This is a genomic window from Mesorhizobium australafricanum (assembly GCF_033977265.1).
Classification (GTDB): Bacteria; Pseudomonadota; Alphaproteobacteria; order Rhizobiales; family Rhizobiaceae; genus Mesorhizobium; species Mesorhizobium australafricanum.
The window spans coordinates 1-15,025 of record NZ_JAVIIT010000029.1; the positions used below are offsets into that span (position 1 = coordinate 1).

At 65.3% G+C, this 15,025-nt stretch carries 10 protein-coding genes; 6 read left to right on the forward strand and 4 right to left on the reverse strand.

Annotated elements, in window-relative coordinates; genetic code table 11:
- Nucleotides 1-148: 148 nt before the first annotated feature.
- Nucleotides 149-730, reverse strand: a complete 582-nt coding sequence (locus RFM98_RS30125; protein WP_320312173.1) for a TetR/AcrR family transcriptional regulator — start codon at nt 728-730, stop codon at nt 149-151.
- A 506-nt stretch (nt 731-1,236) separates the two neighbouring features.
- Here RFM98_RS30125 and RFM98_RS30130 point away from each other — a divergent pair.
- Genes RFM98_RS30130 through RFM98_RS30140 form a run of 3 tightly spaced genes read left to right on the forward strand, consistent with a single transcriptional unit; the run spans nt 1,237 to nt 5,008 of the window.
- Nucleotides 1,237-1,737 (forward strand): (2Fe-2S)-binding protein, encoded by a 501-nt coding sequence (locus RFM98_RS30130; protein ID WP_320312138.1) that lies wholly within the window; start codon nt 1,237-1,239, stop codon nt 1,735-1,737.
- Entirely contained in the window at nt 1,734-2,717 is a 984-nt protein-coding gene (locus tag RFM98_RS30135) for an FAD binding domain-containing protein (protein ID WP_320312139.1), read from the forward strand. The genes RFM98_RS30130 and RFM98_RS30135 overlap by 4 nt, the downstream gene beginning before the upstream one ends.
- A complete protein-coding gene (locus tag RFM98_RS30140) occupies nt 2,714-5,008 on the forward strand; it encodes a xanthine dehydrogenase family protein molybdopterin-binding subunit (RefSeq protein ID WP_320312140.1) in 2,295 nt (764 codons plus the stop codon). The genes RFM98_RS30135 and RFM98_RS30140 overlap by 4 nt, the downstream gene beginning before the upstream one ends.
- Before the next feature lie 88 nt (nt 5,009-5,096).
- Here the strand turns inward: RFM98_RS30140 and RFM98_RS30145 are convergent, their stop codons facing one another.
- Nucleotides 5,097-6,107: a zinc-dependent alcohol dehydrogenase family protein gene (locus RFM98_RS30145; RefSeq protein ID WP_320312141.1), complete on the reverse strand. Its 1,011-nt coding sequence runs from the start codon at nt 6,105-6,107 to the stop codon at nt 5,097-5,099.
- Nucleotides 6,108-6,204: 97 nt separating this feature from the next.
- Between RFM98_RS30145 and RFM98_RS30150 the strand changes: the two genes are divergently transcribed.
- Complete coding sequence (locus RFM98_RS30150) at nt 6,205-7,134, forward strand: LysR family transcriptional regulator (RefSeq protein WP_320312142.1); 930 nt, start codon at nt 6,205-6,207, stop codon at nt 7,132-7,134.
- Nucleotides 7,135-7,230: 96 nt separating this feature from the next.
- Here the strand turns inward: RFM98_RS30150 and RFM98_RS30155 are convergent, their stop codons facing one another.
- Together RFM98_RS30155 and RFM98_RS30160 are read right to left on the reverse strand one after the other, a co-directional pair.
- A complete protein-coding gene (locus RFM98_RS30155; protein WP_320312143.1) occupies nt 7,231-7,920 on the reverse strand; it encodes an outer membrane protein in 690 nt (229 codons plus the stop codon).
- A 285-nt stretch (nt 7,921-8,205) separates the two neighbouring features.
- Nucleotides 8,206-9,366 carry a helix-turn-helix transcriptional regulator gene (locus RFM98_RS30160; RefSeq protein ID WP_320312144.1) on the reverse strand — a complete coding sequence of 387 codons (1,161 nt, stop codon included), beginning with the start codon at nt 9,364-9,366 and terminating at the stop codon, nt 8,206-8,208.
- 220 nt (nt 9,367-9,586) lie between these two features.
- Here RFM98_RS30160 and RFM98_RS30165 point away from each other — a divergent pair, with 220 nt between their 5' ends.
- Together RFM98_RS30165 and RFM98_RS30170 are read left to right on the forward strand one after the other, a co-directional pair.
- The gene (locus RFM98_RS30165; protein WP_320312145.1) at nt 9,587-10,516 is read left to right on the forward strand and encodes an AraC family transcriptional regulator; all 930 of its coding nucleotides are present in this window, start codon (nt 9,587-9,589) and stop codon (nt 10,514-10,516) included.
- Nucleotides 10,517-10,818: 302 nt separating this feature from the next.
- Nucleotides 10,819-14,778: an autotransporter outer membrane beta-barrel domain-containing protein gene (locus RFM98_RS30170; RefSeq protein WP_320312146.1), complete on the forward strand. Its 3,960-nt coding sequence runs from the start codon at nt 10,819-10,821 to the stop codon at nt 14,776-14,778.
- The last annotated feature ends 247 nt before the right edge of the window (nt 14,779-15,025 follow it).

The window sequence follows — 15,025 nt, forward strand, 5'->3', positions numbered from 1 at the left end:
GAATCGCCAGAAATATCCTTCAGGCCGCAGATGCCGACAAAGTTCCAATCAGCCACCGCATCAAAAAATGCGCCTGGAATGACGCCTATCTCATCCAGGCGATAACTCATATGCGATAGCCCTGCCCACGAGGGGGAGATTGGCAGCTTCACCCCTTTGCCCCGAACCGCAGCCCGTCCATCAACAGCTTCACCAGCCGCCCCGACCGCTCGCGCCAGTCGGACGTGTTGGGCGCCGAGTAGATGCCGCCCAGCGCGTGCATGACATCGGAGGCGTCGACATCGGCGCGGATCTTTCCCGAGGCGGCGGCAGCCTCGACCAGGCTTCGCATGGCGCCCGAGACGCGGCCGGAGGTGTCGGAGAACAGCGTCGAGTTGGTGGTGAGCAACAAGCGCAGGCTGGTCGCCAGGCCGCGCTTGGTGGCGATGTAGTCGACGAAGCGCTGCATCCAGAGTTCGAGCGCGACATCGGCCGGATGCTCTTGGGCGAGCTCCCCGGCAGCGTGGCAGAGCCCCTCCACCTCGCGGCGGTAGACCACCTCGACCAGATGCTCGCGCGTCGGGAAATGCCGGTAGAGCGTGCCGATGCCGACCCCTGCCCGCTTGGCGATGTCCTCCAGCGAGGCGTCGACGCCGTCGGTGGCGAAAGCCTGCGCCGCGACCTCGACCAGCCTGTCGCGGTTGCGCTGCGCATCAGCACGCAGCGGCTTTGGCGCTGGCGCGTCGCGCATCGCTCCGGCGGTCGTCTCCTGGTCAGGCACTTTTTTCTCCACTGAACGTAATATGGGGGCTTGAACCATGGCTGGCCAGACCCCAGTTAAATAAACGGAGGCACCTCCGATTTAGTGGAGTGCTTTCATCATATAACCAGGGGAAGCAGTATGTCACGTGTCGAAGGACGGAAAGCTTTCCCTGCCCGCTGGAGCGGGGCGGCGGCGGTGACACTGCCAATCTCCCACCTTGCGGGGGAGATGTCCGGCAGGACAGAGGGGGGTGCTGTCCTGCCGACGTATCGGCAAGTGACGGGCGCTTCCTTCCGACAGTTTTCGCTCCGCGGACCTAGATCGCAAACCCCGCGTTCCTTCACACCCCCTCTGCCCTGCCGGGCATCTCCCCCGCAAGGGGGGAGATCAGGCTCTTTGCCGCCGTCACCTCACTTCCCCAGTTACCCTTGCCCCTCTCCTCCCAAGCCCCATTTCCATCCCCCTAGCGTCCAGCAACCGGAGCCCGACGCCCCATGAATGACCAAGTCACCATCAGTCCAACCACGCTTTCCATCCACCTCACCATCAACGGCCGCGACCACGCGCTCGACATCGAGCCGCGCGTGACGCTGCTCGATGCGCTGCGCGACCGGCTGCATCTCACCGGCACCAAGAAAGGCTGCGACCAGGGCCAGTGCGGCGCCTGCACCGTGCATGTCGACGGCGAGCGCGTGCTGGCCTGCCTGACGCTGGCCGCCCAGGTCGAAGGACGCTCGATCACCACCATCGAGGGACTGGCCGACGCGGACGGCACGCTCAACGCCGTGCAGGCAGCCTTCCTCGAACAGGACGCCTTCCAGTGCGGCTATTGCACGCCCGGACAGATCATGTCGGCGGTGGCCTGCATCCGCGAAGGCCATGCCGGCTCCGACGAGGAAATCCGCGAATACATGGCCGGCAATCTGTGCCGCTGCGGCGCCTATCCGCACATCGTCGCCGCCGTCCGCCAGGCAGCACAGGAGCTGCGCTCATGAGAGATTTTGCTTACCTCCGCGCCGACAATATCGAGGCCGCGCGCAATGCCTCGGCGCTGCCCGGCGCCATGCTGCTTGCCGGCGGCACGACGCTGGTCGACCTCGCCAAATGCGGTGTCGCCGAGCCATCGACCGTCATCGACATCAGCCATATCGAAGGGCTGAGCACCATCGACATAACCGCCGATCGCGCTCTGATCGGCGCGCTGGCCAGGATGAGCCATGTCGCTGACAACGCCGAGGTGAAGACCTTGTTTCCGGCCGTCTCGGAGGCGCTTTGGCAGGCGGCTTCGGCGCAGCTGCGCAACATGGCGACCATCGGCGGCAATCTGATGCAGCGCACGCGCTGCCCCTATTTCCGCGACCCGCAGAACTTCCCCGCCTGCAACAAACGCGCGCCGGGCAGCGGCTGCTCGGCGATCGACGGCGTGACGCGCGGCCATGCCGTGCTCGGCACCAGCGAGGCCTGCATCGCCACCTATCCGGGTGACCTGGCGGTGGCGCTCGTCGCCTTCGACGCCGAGGTCGATCTCGGCGAGCGCAAGCTGAACGTCGAGGACTTCTTCCTCGCGCCCGGCGCGACGGCCGAGCGCGAGCACGACATCCGCCCCGGCGAGGTGATCACGGCGATCGAGATTCCAGGCTCGGCCGCGGCGCGGCGCTCGACATACCTCAAGGTGCGCGACCGCCAGTCCTATGAGTTCGCGGCCGCAAGTGCGGCGGTGGGGCTGGAGCTCGAAGCCGACGGCCGCACCATCCACGACATCCGCGTCGCGCTCGGCGGCGTCGCGACGAAGCCGTGGCGGGCGCGCGCGGTCGAAGAGGCGCTGAAGGGCAAGCCGCTCGACGAAGCCACGGTCCGCAAGGCGAGCGAGCTCGCCATGGAGGGCGCCGTCGACCATGGCGCCAACCACTACAAGATTGCGCTGGCACCGCGCGTGATCACGCGCGCCATCCTCAAATTGGGAGAGACGGCATGACCGTTCATGACATGAAACACGCCGCGTCCGACAGCGCGCGCCTCGAAGCGGTTGGCGGCAGGCTGTCGCGCGTCGACGGGCCGGCCAAGATCACCGGCGCGGCAAAGTATGCCTTCGAACAACAGCTCGACGGGCTGACGCATGCGGTGCTGGTCGGCGCGACAATTCCCGCCGGCAAGGTGACCGCCATCGACACCCGCGCGGCCGAGACGGCACCCGGCGTGCTCGCCGTGCTGACGCCCGACACCATCATGGAATTGAAGGGCGCGTCGGACTGGCTCGGCAATCCGCCATCGCAGCCGACCTACTGTCCCCTCGCCCGCGAGATCACCTTTTCCGGCCAGCATGTGGCGGCGGTGGTGGCCGAGACCTTCGAGCAGGCGGTCGCGGCGGCCGCGCTGGTCAAGGTGACCTATGAGGAGACGCCGGCGATCGTCGACTTGAGCGACGGCAAGGCCGGCGACGGCATCCCGATCGACGCCATGACCAAGGAATGGGGCGACGCGCAGGCTGCCTTCGCCGCCGCCCCGGTGCGCGTCTGCGTGGCCTACAACACGCCGCGCGAATTCCAGGCGGCGATGGAGCCGCACGGGCTGATCGCGCGCTGGCAAGGCGACGAGCTCACCATCTGGGAGCCGAGCCAATGGCTGGACGGCATGGCGCGCACCTATGCCGAATGGTTTTCCGTGCCGTTCGAGAATGTGCGGCTGGTCTCGCCCTATATCGGCGGCGGCTTCGGCTCGAAGGCGCTGGCGCTGGCGCACAGCGCGGTGGCGGCCGCGGCGGCAAAGATGCTGGGACGTCCAGTGAAGCTGGTGCTCAACCGGCCGCAGAATTTTACGTCCTATGGCGGCCGCGCCGCGACCCGCCAGACGGTGGCGATCGGCGCCGACAGGCAAGGCAAGATCCAGTCGATCGTGCATCGCGGCGTCAATGAGACGGCGGTCGACGGCATGTGGGTCGAGCCGCTCGGCTCGGTCACCTCGATCATGTACGCCACGCCGAACTTCTCCTCGAAGCAGAATGTGGTGCGGGTGAATACGGTGGTGCCAGGAGCAAAGCGCGCGCCGGGCGAGAACCCGAGCGCGTTCGGCATCGAATGCGCCATAGACGAGCTCGCCTATGAACTCGGGATCGATCCGCTGGAGATGCGGCTGATCAACTATGCCGAACAGGATCCGCACGCGAAGAAGGCCTGGTCGACCAGGCAGTTGCGCGAAGCCTTCGCCGTCGGCGCCGAAACCTTCGGCTGGGCCAAGCGCTCACCCGCGCCGCGCTCGATGCGTGACGGCCACCAGCTTATCGGCTGGGGAGTGGCGGCCGGCACCTATCCGGTGCGGCGCGCCTATGGCGAGGCGGTGGTGAAGATTATGGCCGACGGTTCGGTCGAGGTCGAAAGCTCCTCCATCGACATGGGCCAGGGCACCTACACGATCCTGGCACAGACCGCCGCCGAAACGCTTGGCGTGCCGGTCGAGCATGTGTCGGTGAAGCTGGGGGATTCCCACTTCGCCCGCGCGGGCGTCACCGGCGGCTCGCGGCTGGCCGGCGTCATGACCGGCGCTGTCCACAAGGCGGCCGGCCAGGCGCTGGACGAGATGATCGGGCTGGCGCTCTCCGACCCGCGCTCGCCTTTCCAGAAGCTGCAGGCGAACACGCTGCAAGTGCGAGACGGCCGCATTGCCTCGCCGCGCGGCGAAGGGCCGGAGCTGTCGATCGCCGAGCTGATGGCTGCTGTCGGCCGCGATCTTATCGAGGCCAAGGGCGACACCTTACCGGCAAATACGACGCCGGAAGATCGCTACAAGAACTACACCACCATCGCCATGGCGCTGCCGCATACCGAGGGCGACTATTCGCGCTATTCCTGGTGCGCGCATTTCGTCGAAGTCAGGGTCGACGAGGATTTCGGCACGGTGCGCGTGTCGCGCGTGGTGTCGGCGATGGATTGCGGCCGGCTCTACAACCCGAAGCTGGCGGAGAGCCAGTGGAAAGGCGGCATCATCATGGGCATCGGCCAGGCGCTGCTCGAAGAAGGCATCGTCGACCGCCGCCACGGCCGCATCGTCAACGGCAATTTCGCCGACTACATGCTGCCGACCAACGCCGACATTCCCGACATCCAGACGATCTCGGTCGGTATCCCCGACCCGCACTCCTCCGCCCTCGGCGGCAAGGGCGTGGGCGAAGTCGGCATCGTCGGCGTGGCGCCGGCGATCGCCAATGCGGTGTTCCACGCGACGGGGAAGCGCGTGCGGGATCTGCCGATCACGCTGGAGAAGCTGATCTGAGTTGAGCGAGGCACCCCCCTCTGCCCTGCCGGGCATCTCCCCCTCGAGGGTCCCTCATGGGGGGAGATCGGCAGCTTTGGCGCTCTGCCTACCACTCCAACCCGAACACCAATTTGCCGAAGTGCAGGCCGCCGGCGGCCATCTGGGTGTAAGCTTCGGTCGCCTCGTTCTGTGAAAACACCTTGTCGACAACCGGCTCCGTCCTGGCTGCGCCGATGGCGCGGGCGGCGTCGCGAAGGTCGGATACCGATCCGGTGTTGTTGCCGATCACCTTCAGCGCCTTGATGATGATCGGCAGCAGATTGACCGTGGCCTCGGCGCCGGTGACGAAGCCGATGGTGAACAGCGTGCCACCGGGCGCGGTGGCGTTGACGGCGCGGGCGAAGGTGGCGGTGCCGCCGGTCTCGACGACGAGGTCGGCGCCGAGGCCGTCGGTCAGGTCCAGCACCTTGCCGTCCCAGTCGGGCGTTGCGCGGTAGTTGATGAGATGATCGGCGCCGAGTGCCTTCGCCCGCTCCAGCTTCTCGTCCGAGGACGAGGTGATGATGACGGTGGCGCCGGCGGCTTTGGCAAGCTGCAGGGTGAAGATCGAGACGCCGCCGGTGCCAAGCAGCACCACGACCGAGCCCGGCCCGACATCGGCGGCGCGGATGGCGTTCCAGGCGGTGGTGCCGGCGATCGGAAGCGTCGACGCCGCCTCGAAGGAGAGATGCGCCGGGATCGGCACGACGGAATTCGCCGGCAGCGCGACATATTCCGCCAGCGACCCCGGAAGCGAGATGCCGCGCATCTGGGTCATCTCGTAAGGCCGCGGCCGGCCGCCGATCCAGCGCGGCTTGGCATGGGCGACGACGCGGTCGCCCGCGCTGAACCTCGTCACGCCCTCGCCCAGCGCAACGATCTCGCCGGCGCCGTCGGCGACCGGGATGAGCGGAAAGCTCGGTCCGGGGTAATTGCCGCTCGCCACCGCGACATCGACGAAATTCAGGCTCGCCGCACGCTGGCGGATCAGCACTTCGCCGCGCTGCGGTTCGGGAGTTGCAACGGTGGCGGCGCGGAAGGCGTCCAGCCTGGGTTGGCTCAGTTCGATGGCTTTCATGGTTCACTCCTGGGTTGCCGTTTGGCGGGTTGAGTAAACCTATCTGCTGCGCTATTCCTCGATAATCCTCGGTCTTTGCATTTGAGTATTGCGTAGCATGCAGCAATCCCATGAACCGGCGGCGCTTGCCGAAATGGCGGCCTTCGCGGCAGTCGCCGAGGCGCGCTCCTTCACCAGGGCGGCAGCGCATGTCGGACGCGACGCCACCGTCCTGTCGCGCCGCCTGCAGTCGCTGGAGGCGCGGCTGGGCGTCAGGCTGCTCCATCGCACGACGCGCAGCGTGTCGCTGACCGAAGCCGGTGCCGAATTCCTGGTGCGCGTGCGCGCCATCCTCGCCTCCGTCGACGAAGCCGAGGCCGCCGCCTCCGCGCATGCTGCCGGAGGCCCGCGCGGCCTGCTCAGGCTGGCGCTACCCGGCACATTCGGGCGCATGTGGATTGGCCCGCTGCTGCCTCAATTCCTTGCCGAATTTCCCGATATCCGCATCGAGGCCGAGTTCTCCAATCGCTTCGCCGATCTCGTCGCCGAGAATTTCGACGTTGCCGTGCGATTGGGCAGCTTGGAGGATTCGCGCCTGGTGGCGCGCAAGGTGGCGACGCGGCGCCGGCTGCTCTGCGCCGCGCCCTGCTACCTTGCCCGAAAGGGCAGGCCGGAAACGCCGGAGGCGCTGCTTCAACATTCCTGCCTCGGCTTCACCGGCTTCCAGACCTTTCCGGCCTGGGAGATGACCGACCGCGAGGGCCGGCGCGCGCGCGTCGAGGTTTCGGGGCCGCTGGTCAGCGACGATGCCGAGGTGCTGGTCGAGGCAGCAGTGCAGGGCGTCGGCCTGATGATGAGCACAGACTGGCTGGTCGGACGCGAGCTCGCCGACGGGCGGCTGGTGCCGATCCTGGAGGACTGGACGCTGGCCGACGAGGGCGCGGTCTATGTCGTCATGCCATCGGCCAAGGGCCAGGCCGCCAAGACCCGCGCCTTCGCCGACTGGATCGGCAAGCGCTTCGCGCCGGAGCCGCCGTGGCGGCGGTGAGGACGAAGACGGATGGTCTCCTCCCTCCAACGGGAGGTCACCTCGCCGCGCAAGCAAACCCCGGCGGGAGCGCCGGGGCTTGCTCGGTCCGCCGTATCAGAACTTGTAGTTCAGGCCGGCCCGTACATCGTGCGTCTTGAGATCGACGTTCGCGACCGTGCCAGGGCCAAAAAGCGGTATCGAGATATCCTTCCTGCCGAAGTCGGAATAGCGATATTCGACGCGAGCGATCCACTTGTCGGTGAAGGCGTGCTCAACGCCAGCCCCAACCGTCCAGCCGAGATGGGTTTCGTCGTGGATTGGTATTGTGCCGCTGGTGCCAATCACGCTCACCTCATACTTGGCCGCGGCCACGCCTGCCGTGAGGTAAGGCAAGGTCCGATCGAAAGCATAGCCAGCCCGCAACCGCGCCGATCCCGACCACTTGAGCTCGCCCTTGAGCAGCGCGCCGGCACCGGTGAACGTGCCCAACCCATCCGCATTGCTGTACGCAAGGTCAGCCTCGGCACCGAGCACGAAGCGGTTCGCCAATTCCTGGTCGACGCCGATATGGACGCCGCCAATAAAACCGCTCGGATCGAGGGGAACGTTGACATCGGTGCCCCCGGCGCCGGCGCCGGCGATGAAGAAATTGGATTTTCCGGCTACGTAACCGAAATGAACGCCGGCATAGAGGCCGGACCAGTCGTAAGCGGTGGCACCGGGCGAGGTTTCATTGATGTCCGCCGCGGACGCCATGCCGACAGGCGCGAGAATGAAGGCTGTGGCGAGAAGAACCGTTTTCACTGTTTGCTACCCCAAAGATGTTGCATCCCCCGGCCGCGGAAATGCTCAGTGGCGATCCGGGTGTCGCCGAGGTGTCGCATTGTTCGTCGGCGGGGTCTTGGGCTGGGCCGCACTGGAATTGGCGTGGAAAGCGCTTCGGCCGCTTGCGTGATAAGTGTGGCCGATCGGCATCAGCCGATTGCGAGCCTGCATGGTGCAGGACCAGTTGGGGTGTGGGTCTCCCTGGCGCCGCGCCGCGCTGTCGACGAGGATTTCGGCATGGTCACCTCGGGGCGAGCGGCAGCTTCAGCCCAATTGAGCCGCCAGCGGCGTGCCGATGTCCGAAACGAGTTTGACGAGATCGGCCTGGCGCCTCGTGCCGGTCTTGGCGAAGATACGGTTGAGGTGTGTCTTCAGGGTGTTTTCGCCGATGCCGAGCGACAACGCGCTCTTCGACGTGGACAATCCGCTGCCTATGCGCAGCAGGACCCGCGCCTCCGCGGGCGTAAGGTCGAACAAAGTGGTGAGAACGGCTTCCGGCAGCGGGGAAGCAGATGTCGTGGTCGAGACGAAGACGGCGGCACATGCGGGCCGGAAAACCGCTCGAGCGGTTCCTTCGGTCAACGGCAGTACATAGGCGACGGCGGGCGGTAGGCCCGGGGCCGAAATGGGCAGGCCTATGCCGCGGGCGCCAAGCGAGGCGTCCGCGCTCGCGGCAGTGGCGATCGTGTCCAGCAGGGCGCGGGCGACCGCCGGGTTTTGCACCTGGAGCAGGCCTTTCCTGGAAAGAATGGGACCTTGCGCCGAAAACATCCGCTCGGCAGCCCCGTTCGCGTGGAGGATCGCGCCATTGGCACCGGTCAGAACAACAGGCACCGCCAGATGGTCGAGCGCCTGGCGATAGAGATTGGCGGTAACGCGGGTCTGATCGAGCAGATCTCCAATCAGCGACGCACGGCGCAGATGCGGCGACAGCAATGCCAGGAAACGCTGATCCTCGGCGGATATGACCGCCCTCGTGGCCCGTGTGGTGCAACCCATGAGTCCGATCCGGTCCGATGTATGAACGAATTTGGTGATGCAGCCTTCACGCAGCCCCTGCGGTTTGGCCCAATTCTGAAAAAATGGCGTCTGCTGGAGTTCGGCCTCGTTCATCTGCGACAGCGTGGCGACAGGGGTGTCGACGTCGCCGACGACCGCGGCCTTCAGCCCCGGAATTGTGTCGAAGTCATAATCGTCCTGGAGCGCGCGCATCCGCTCCGGATCCCAGGGCGATTGGGCCGCGAAGCGGCCATGATTGCCGTCGGTGCTGGCAAGCGCGATGGTGGTATAGGCCGCGTCGACGGCCTCTGTGATCCGAGTCATCACGCCGGCCCAACCGTCGGGGTTCAAAACGCAATCATAGATATCGCCGATTATCGAACTAAGGACTTCGGTGCTTGATCTTTCCATCACGCCTCCAGGCATGCCCCGATCCCGCCGCTGGCGGATCTCGCGGCGTCATACTTTCGGGTGACGCCAGGCGCGGTAGCTTTCGATTAAAGGTTCAATCGGATCAATTGAACGCCACGCAGCCACTGTTGCCGGTTATTCTCACAATGGAAAGCATCGCGTTCGATTTTTTTGAAACAGGGCACTCTGTCGGGGTTTTGCATTGTCGCGAAAGACGGTGTTTTCATCGGTTCAATTGCCATCACATCTTGACGAACGCGAACGATTTTCCCTCTGGCAGGACATTCATGTCGCGGAAATATGGTCGGTCGAGTACGGCATATCGCAAGACCTGCCGTTCGAAGCCGCGATCGAAGCCACGGCCGTCGGGCCGCTCGTTCTTGGCCAGATGTCTGGAACCATCAAGCATGCTACGAGGAAGGCGAGCAACATCGCCGAGGACGACAATGACGGCTATCTGCTGCTGATCAACAAGGCCGACACCGTGTTGTCCGGAGCCCAGGTCGGCCGCGAATATGGCATCGGTCGGGGCGAAGCCGTGCTGGTCACAGCGTCTGAAGCGCTGAAGATGGGCGGTGCGGACAGGAATGTATGGGCGAATGTGGTGGTCCCGCGCGCCATCCTCGCCCAGGCCTTCCCGCAGATCGATGACAGGCTGGCGTTGAAGATCGGCGCTGAAAACGAAGCTCTCGATCTTCTGAAGCGATATTGCCTGCTTCTTGAAACCGGCCGCCCGCTCGCCTCACCCGATCTCATAGCCCACGCGACGGAGACGATCGTCGATTTGATCGGCCTGGTGACCGGCGCGAAAGGCGAGGCAGTCGAACTGGCCGGCCTTCGCGGCCTGCGAGCGGCCAGGCTGCAGGCGATCCTGGCGAAGATCGCCGACAATTTCGCCGACCCCGCCATCTCCGCCCAAGGTGTCGCACAAGAACTCGGCCTGTCGGCGCGCTACGTCCACGATCTCCTTCAGGAGACGGGCATCAGCTTCACCGAGCACGTTCTCGAACTGCGCTTGCAGCGAGCCCGCAAGATGCTCTCGCAGAGACACAACGACGACATGCGGGTCAGCGACATCGCCATGATAAGCGGGTTCAGCGATGTGTCGTACTTCAACCGCTGCTTCCGTCGCCGGTTCGGCCATACGCCGTCGCGCGCCAGATAGAACCGGGACACTTCCTGAAACCCGGCCACGGCGACGCGATTTCCGTTTTGTCGTTGACGAGATGCCTCGCGCCCGCAAGTAGAGCGGGACGGGATGGGGCATGCCGCACCAGCTTTTGTTTAGCCGCATTTCTGCGACGCCGCTTGGCTGCAAAAGCTCGGCGGTGCCAAATCGTCACAGCGCGCAGAAAAGGCGCCGCACCTCTCTCCAGTCCAATTCCAGTGCGGCGCTGCCCAAGACAAGGCCGGGCTCCAATGCCATGCCAGCCTCAGGGTGAAGCGACTGTCATTTCAGGGGTTTAAATGCCGCAGAATAGATTTGGAGGCCGCAAGGCTACGGGGTTGAAGTATCTGTTGCTGACTTCGACCGCGCTGGTCGGTCTTGGCCAACCAATCGCCGCCACGGCAGCCGAGACCTGGACCGGCGCTGTCTCCACGGACTGGTTTGCCGCCGGAAACTGGAACCCCGGATCGCTGCCGACCGCGGCCGATAATGTCACTATCAACACAGTCGTTATAAACCCGACCGTCATCAACGCCGGAAATGCTTTTGCCGCCGGTCTCACCATAGCCGATGGCTTTTCTTCAACCGGCAATCTGACCATTTCGAATGCCGGCACTCTCACCAGCCAAGACGGTACCCTGGCGTATTCAGCAACAGCCAATGCATCGGCAACGGTCACGGGTGCCGGCTCCTCATGGAGTACTTTCGCCAATCTCATAGTTGGATATGGCGGCACCGGTACGCTGAACGTTGCCAGCGGCGGCGTTGTGAATGATCTCAATAGTTATGTCGGCTACGTTTCCGGCTCCTCGGGTACGGCCACGGTTGATGGCGCCGGGTCGCAATGGAGCAGCACGGGCAATCTCTATGTCGGTCTGGGCGGCACCGGCTCGGTGACGGTTTCAAATGGCGGCCTGTTGTCGGACGATCTTGCCAATATCGGCGGGGGTTTCTCAGCATCCGGCACCGTTGTGGTGACAGGTGCGGGATCGACGTGGACGAACAGTTCCCAGGTGACCGTCGGCGATCAGGGCACCGGCTTTCTCGACATATTCGCCGGTGCCAAAGTGACGGATGTGACGGGGCTCGTCGCCGCGAATGCCGGCTCCCATGGCACGGTAAATGTCTCCGGCACGGGATCGACATGGACGAATAGCGGCGATTTGACGCTCGGACTGAGCGGCACGGGCGCGATGTTCGTTTCCGCTGGCGGCAAGGTGACCGACAGCCTGGGCACAATTGCCAAAAATTCAGCCTCCACTGGTACAGTGACGGTCGATGGCGCGGGTTCGGCCTGGACGAATTCTTCCCACCTGTTCGTCGGCGATCAGGGCGCCGGTGCGCTGAATATCTCGAACGGCGGCAAGGTCAGCAATCTGAGCGGCATTGTGGGCAACCTGGCGGGCTCCACCGGTATAGTAACGGTAGATGGTGCAAGCTCGACCTGGGCCAACGCAGCCCTCGCCGTCGGGAATGCGGGCTTCGGCGCGCTGACGATCACGAATGGCGGTAAGGTCACCAGTTCCGTGGGTTATGCGGCCTACGACGTAGGTTCCGCCGGCACGGTGATAGTCGACGGTGCGGGCTCGAGCTGGACAAACAGTTCCGATCTGTTCGTCGGCGATCGGGGCAACGGTACGCTGGCGGTCTCGAATGGCGGCGCAGTCAAAAATGCCTTGGGCTACGTTGGCGACAATGCGGGCTCGACCGGCTTCGTGTTCGTCGACGGCGCCGGCTCGACCTGGACGAACGCAGACCTGTTCGTCGGCAATGCCGGCACGGGCACAGTGGCGATCTCGCATGGCGGCACGGTCAGCAGCGGCACCGGCGTTATTGGCTCGCAGGCGGGCTCGACCGGCACGGTGATTGTCGACAACGCCGGCTCGACCTGGACCAACAGCGCGGACCTGTTTGTCGGCGATTACGGCACCGGCACGCTGGCGATCTCGCATGGCGCGGTCAGCAACGGCTCTGCGATCATAGGCGCGAAGGCGGGCTCGACGGGCATGGCGTTCGTTGATGGCGTCGGCGCGACCTGGACAAACAGTTCCAACCTCTATGTCGGCGCAGACGGCGCCGGCACGCTGGCAATCTCGAACGGCGGTACGGTCACCAGCAACGCCGGCTATCTGGCCTTTGATGCCGGGTCCATGGGTACGGCAATGGTCGCCGGCGCGGGCTCAAGCTGGAACAGCAGCAGCCTCCTTTTTGTCGGTCAGCGTGGTTGGGGCTCATTGATCGTCTCGAACGGCGGCAACGTGGCCAACACCGATGGCTATCTGGGCGGTAATGCCGGGTCCGTCGGTCTGGCCAATGTCAGCGGCCCCGGCTCGACGTGGACCAGCAGCGGAAATCTCAATATCGGCATTGGCGGCACTGGCACACTGACGATCGCCAATGGCGGCGCGGTGTCGGCCGGCGGCGCGGTCGACATCGCCGTCCTGGCGGGTTCCGTCGGCACGCTGAACATCGGAGCGGCGAGCGGATCGCCGGCGGCCGCCGCTGGCTCGCTCAATGCGGCGAGCATCCAGTTCGGCGCCGGCGCGGGTGCGATCAACTTCAACCACACCGACACGAACTACGCCTTCGCGTCGGCGATCGGCGGTGTCGGCATAATTAACCAGATCGCCGGCACGACGAACCTGACCGCCGATTCGAGCGGCTTCACCGGTGCGACCAATGTGAGCGGCGGACTGCTGGCCGTGAACGGTTCGCTGGCCAACTCGCTGGTGACGATCTCGGGCGGCACATTGGGCGGCAACGGCACGGTCGGCGGCATCGTCGCACAGTCGGGCGGCATCATCGCACCCGGCAATTCGATCGGCACGCTCAATGTCGCGGGCGATGTCGACCAGGCGGCAGGCTCGGTCTACCAGGCCGAACTGACCTCGACCGGCCAATCCGATCTCATTCACGCGACCGGCACGGCGACGATCGCCGTCGGCGCGGTCCTCGAGGTGGTCAAGACGGATGCCGCGCCTTACGTCGTGGGCACGCACTATACGGTGCTGCAAGCCGACGGTGGCGTCGCCGGAAACTACACGCTCACAGGCGATATCGGCACGGCTTTCCTCGGCCTCGCCGACAGCTATGACGCCAATCATGTCTATCTCGATGTGATCCAAAAAACCTTCGCCCAGGTTGGCCTGACTCCGAACCAGATCGCCACCGGCGGCGGCGCCGAAAGCCTGGGGGCCGGCAATCCGCTCTACGACGCAATCGTGGTGCTGCCGACGGCGGCAGCCGCCCAGGACGCCTTCGACCAGCTCTCAGGCGAGATCCATGCCTCGGCCAAGGGGATGCTGCTGGAAGACAGCCGCTTCGTCCGCGACGCCGCCACGAACCGCATCGCCGCCGCGTTCGGCGACGCAGGCGCGGCGCCGCTGCCGGTCATGGCGTATGGCGAAGGCGGACCGGAAATGGCGGCCGCCGACACCGACCGCTTCGCCGTCTGGGGTCAGGCCTTCGGCGCGTGGGGCAACACCGACAGCGACGGCAATGCCGCCGCCTTCGATCGCTCGACCGGCGGCCTGCTGGTCGGCGCCGACAGGCTGGTCGGCGACTGGCGCGTCGGCCTGATCGGCGGCTACAGCCATTCGTCCTTCCACGCCGATGCCCGCAATTCGAGCGGGAGCAGCGACAACTACCATCTCGGCCTCTATGGCGGCACCAACTGGGGAGCCATAGCCTTCCGCACCGGCGCCGCCTACAGCTGGAACGGCATCTCGACAAAACGCTCGGTCGCCTTCAACGGCTTCGCCGACCAACTGTCGGCCGACCATGACGCCGGCACGGCGCAGGTGTTCGGCGAACTCGCTTACAAGATGGATGCCAATCGGTTCCATTTCGAGCCCTTCGCCGACCTCGCCTATGTCAGCGTGCACACCGACGGCTTCACCGAGCAAGGTGGCGCCGCGGCGCTGGCCAGCGCCGGCTCAACCACCAATGCCACCTTCACCACGCTCGGGCTGCGCGCCTCGACCGACGTCGCGCTCGGCGGCATGAGCGCGACCGCGCGCGGCATGCTGGGCTGGCGCCACGCCTTCGGCGATGTCACGCCGACCTCGACCTTCGCCCTCGCCGGCGGCGATGCCTTCACCATCGCCGGCGTGCCTGTCGCCAGGGATAGCGCGGTGATCGAGGCCGGCTTCGACCTGCAAATGTCGGCCAATGCCACGCTCGGCCTATCCTATGTCGGCCAGTTCGGCGGCCACAGCACCGACAACGGCGCCAAGGCAAACCTCAACGTCAGGTTCTGACAGGATGGTTTGGCGACCCCGATAGCAAGCATTGCAAATGTGGTGGTTGCGGGGACCCGCAACCACCGATACCGACATTCGCCAACCGTCGACGTACGGCGATCAAATACGGATTCGGCAACCATTGCCGTATCCAGGCGGCAACCCCGTTGAATTTCGCCTTGAGCATAGCGGGCGGACGTGCACGAGCATATTGTCGTTAAGGCCTGGGCACATATCGCTGATGCGGGAAGGGCCTATCACGGAG

Bases quoted from the DNA above. Each gene is read 5' to 3' on its own strand.
- RFM98_RS30125 (WP_320312173.1), bottom strand. From the start codon at position 730: ATGCGCGACGCGCCAGCGCCAAAGCCGCTGCGTGCTGATGCGCAGCGC.
- RFM98_RS30130 (WP_320312138.1), top strand. From the start codon at position 1,237: ATGAATGACCAAGTCACCATCAGTCCAACCACGCTTTCCATCCACCTC.
- RFM98_RS30135 (WP_320312139.1), top strand. From the start codon at position 1,734: ATGAGAGATTTTGCTTACCTCCGCGCCGACAATATCGAGGCCGCGCGC.
- RFM98_RS30140 (WP_320312140.1), top strand. From the start codon at position 2,714: ATGACCGTTCATGACATGAAACACGCCGCGTCCGACAGCGCGCGCCTC.
- RFM98_RS30145 (WP_320312141.1), bottom strand. From the start codon at position 6,107: ATGAAAGCCATCGAACTGAGCCAACCCAGGCTGGACGCCTTCCGCGCC.
- RFM98_RS30150 (WP_320312142.1), top strand. From the start codon at position 6,205: ATGCAGCAATCCCATGAACCGGCGGCGCTTGCCGAAATGGCGGCCTTC.
- RFM98_RS30160 (WP_320312144.1), bottom strand. From the start codon at position 9,366: ATGCCTGGAGGCGTGATGGAAAGATCAAGCACCGAAGTCCTTAGTTCG.
- RFM98_RS30170 (WP_320312146.1), top strand. From the start codon at position 10,819: ATGCCGCAGAATAGATTTGGAGGCCGCAAGGCTACGGGGTTGAAGTAT.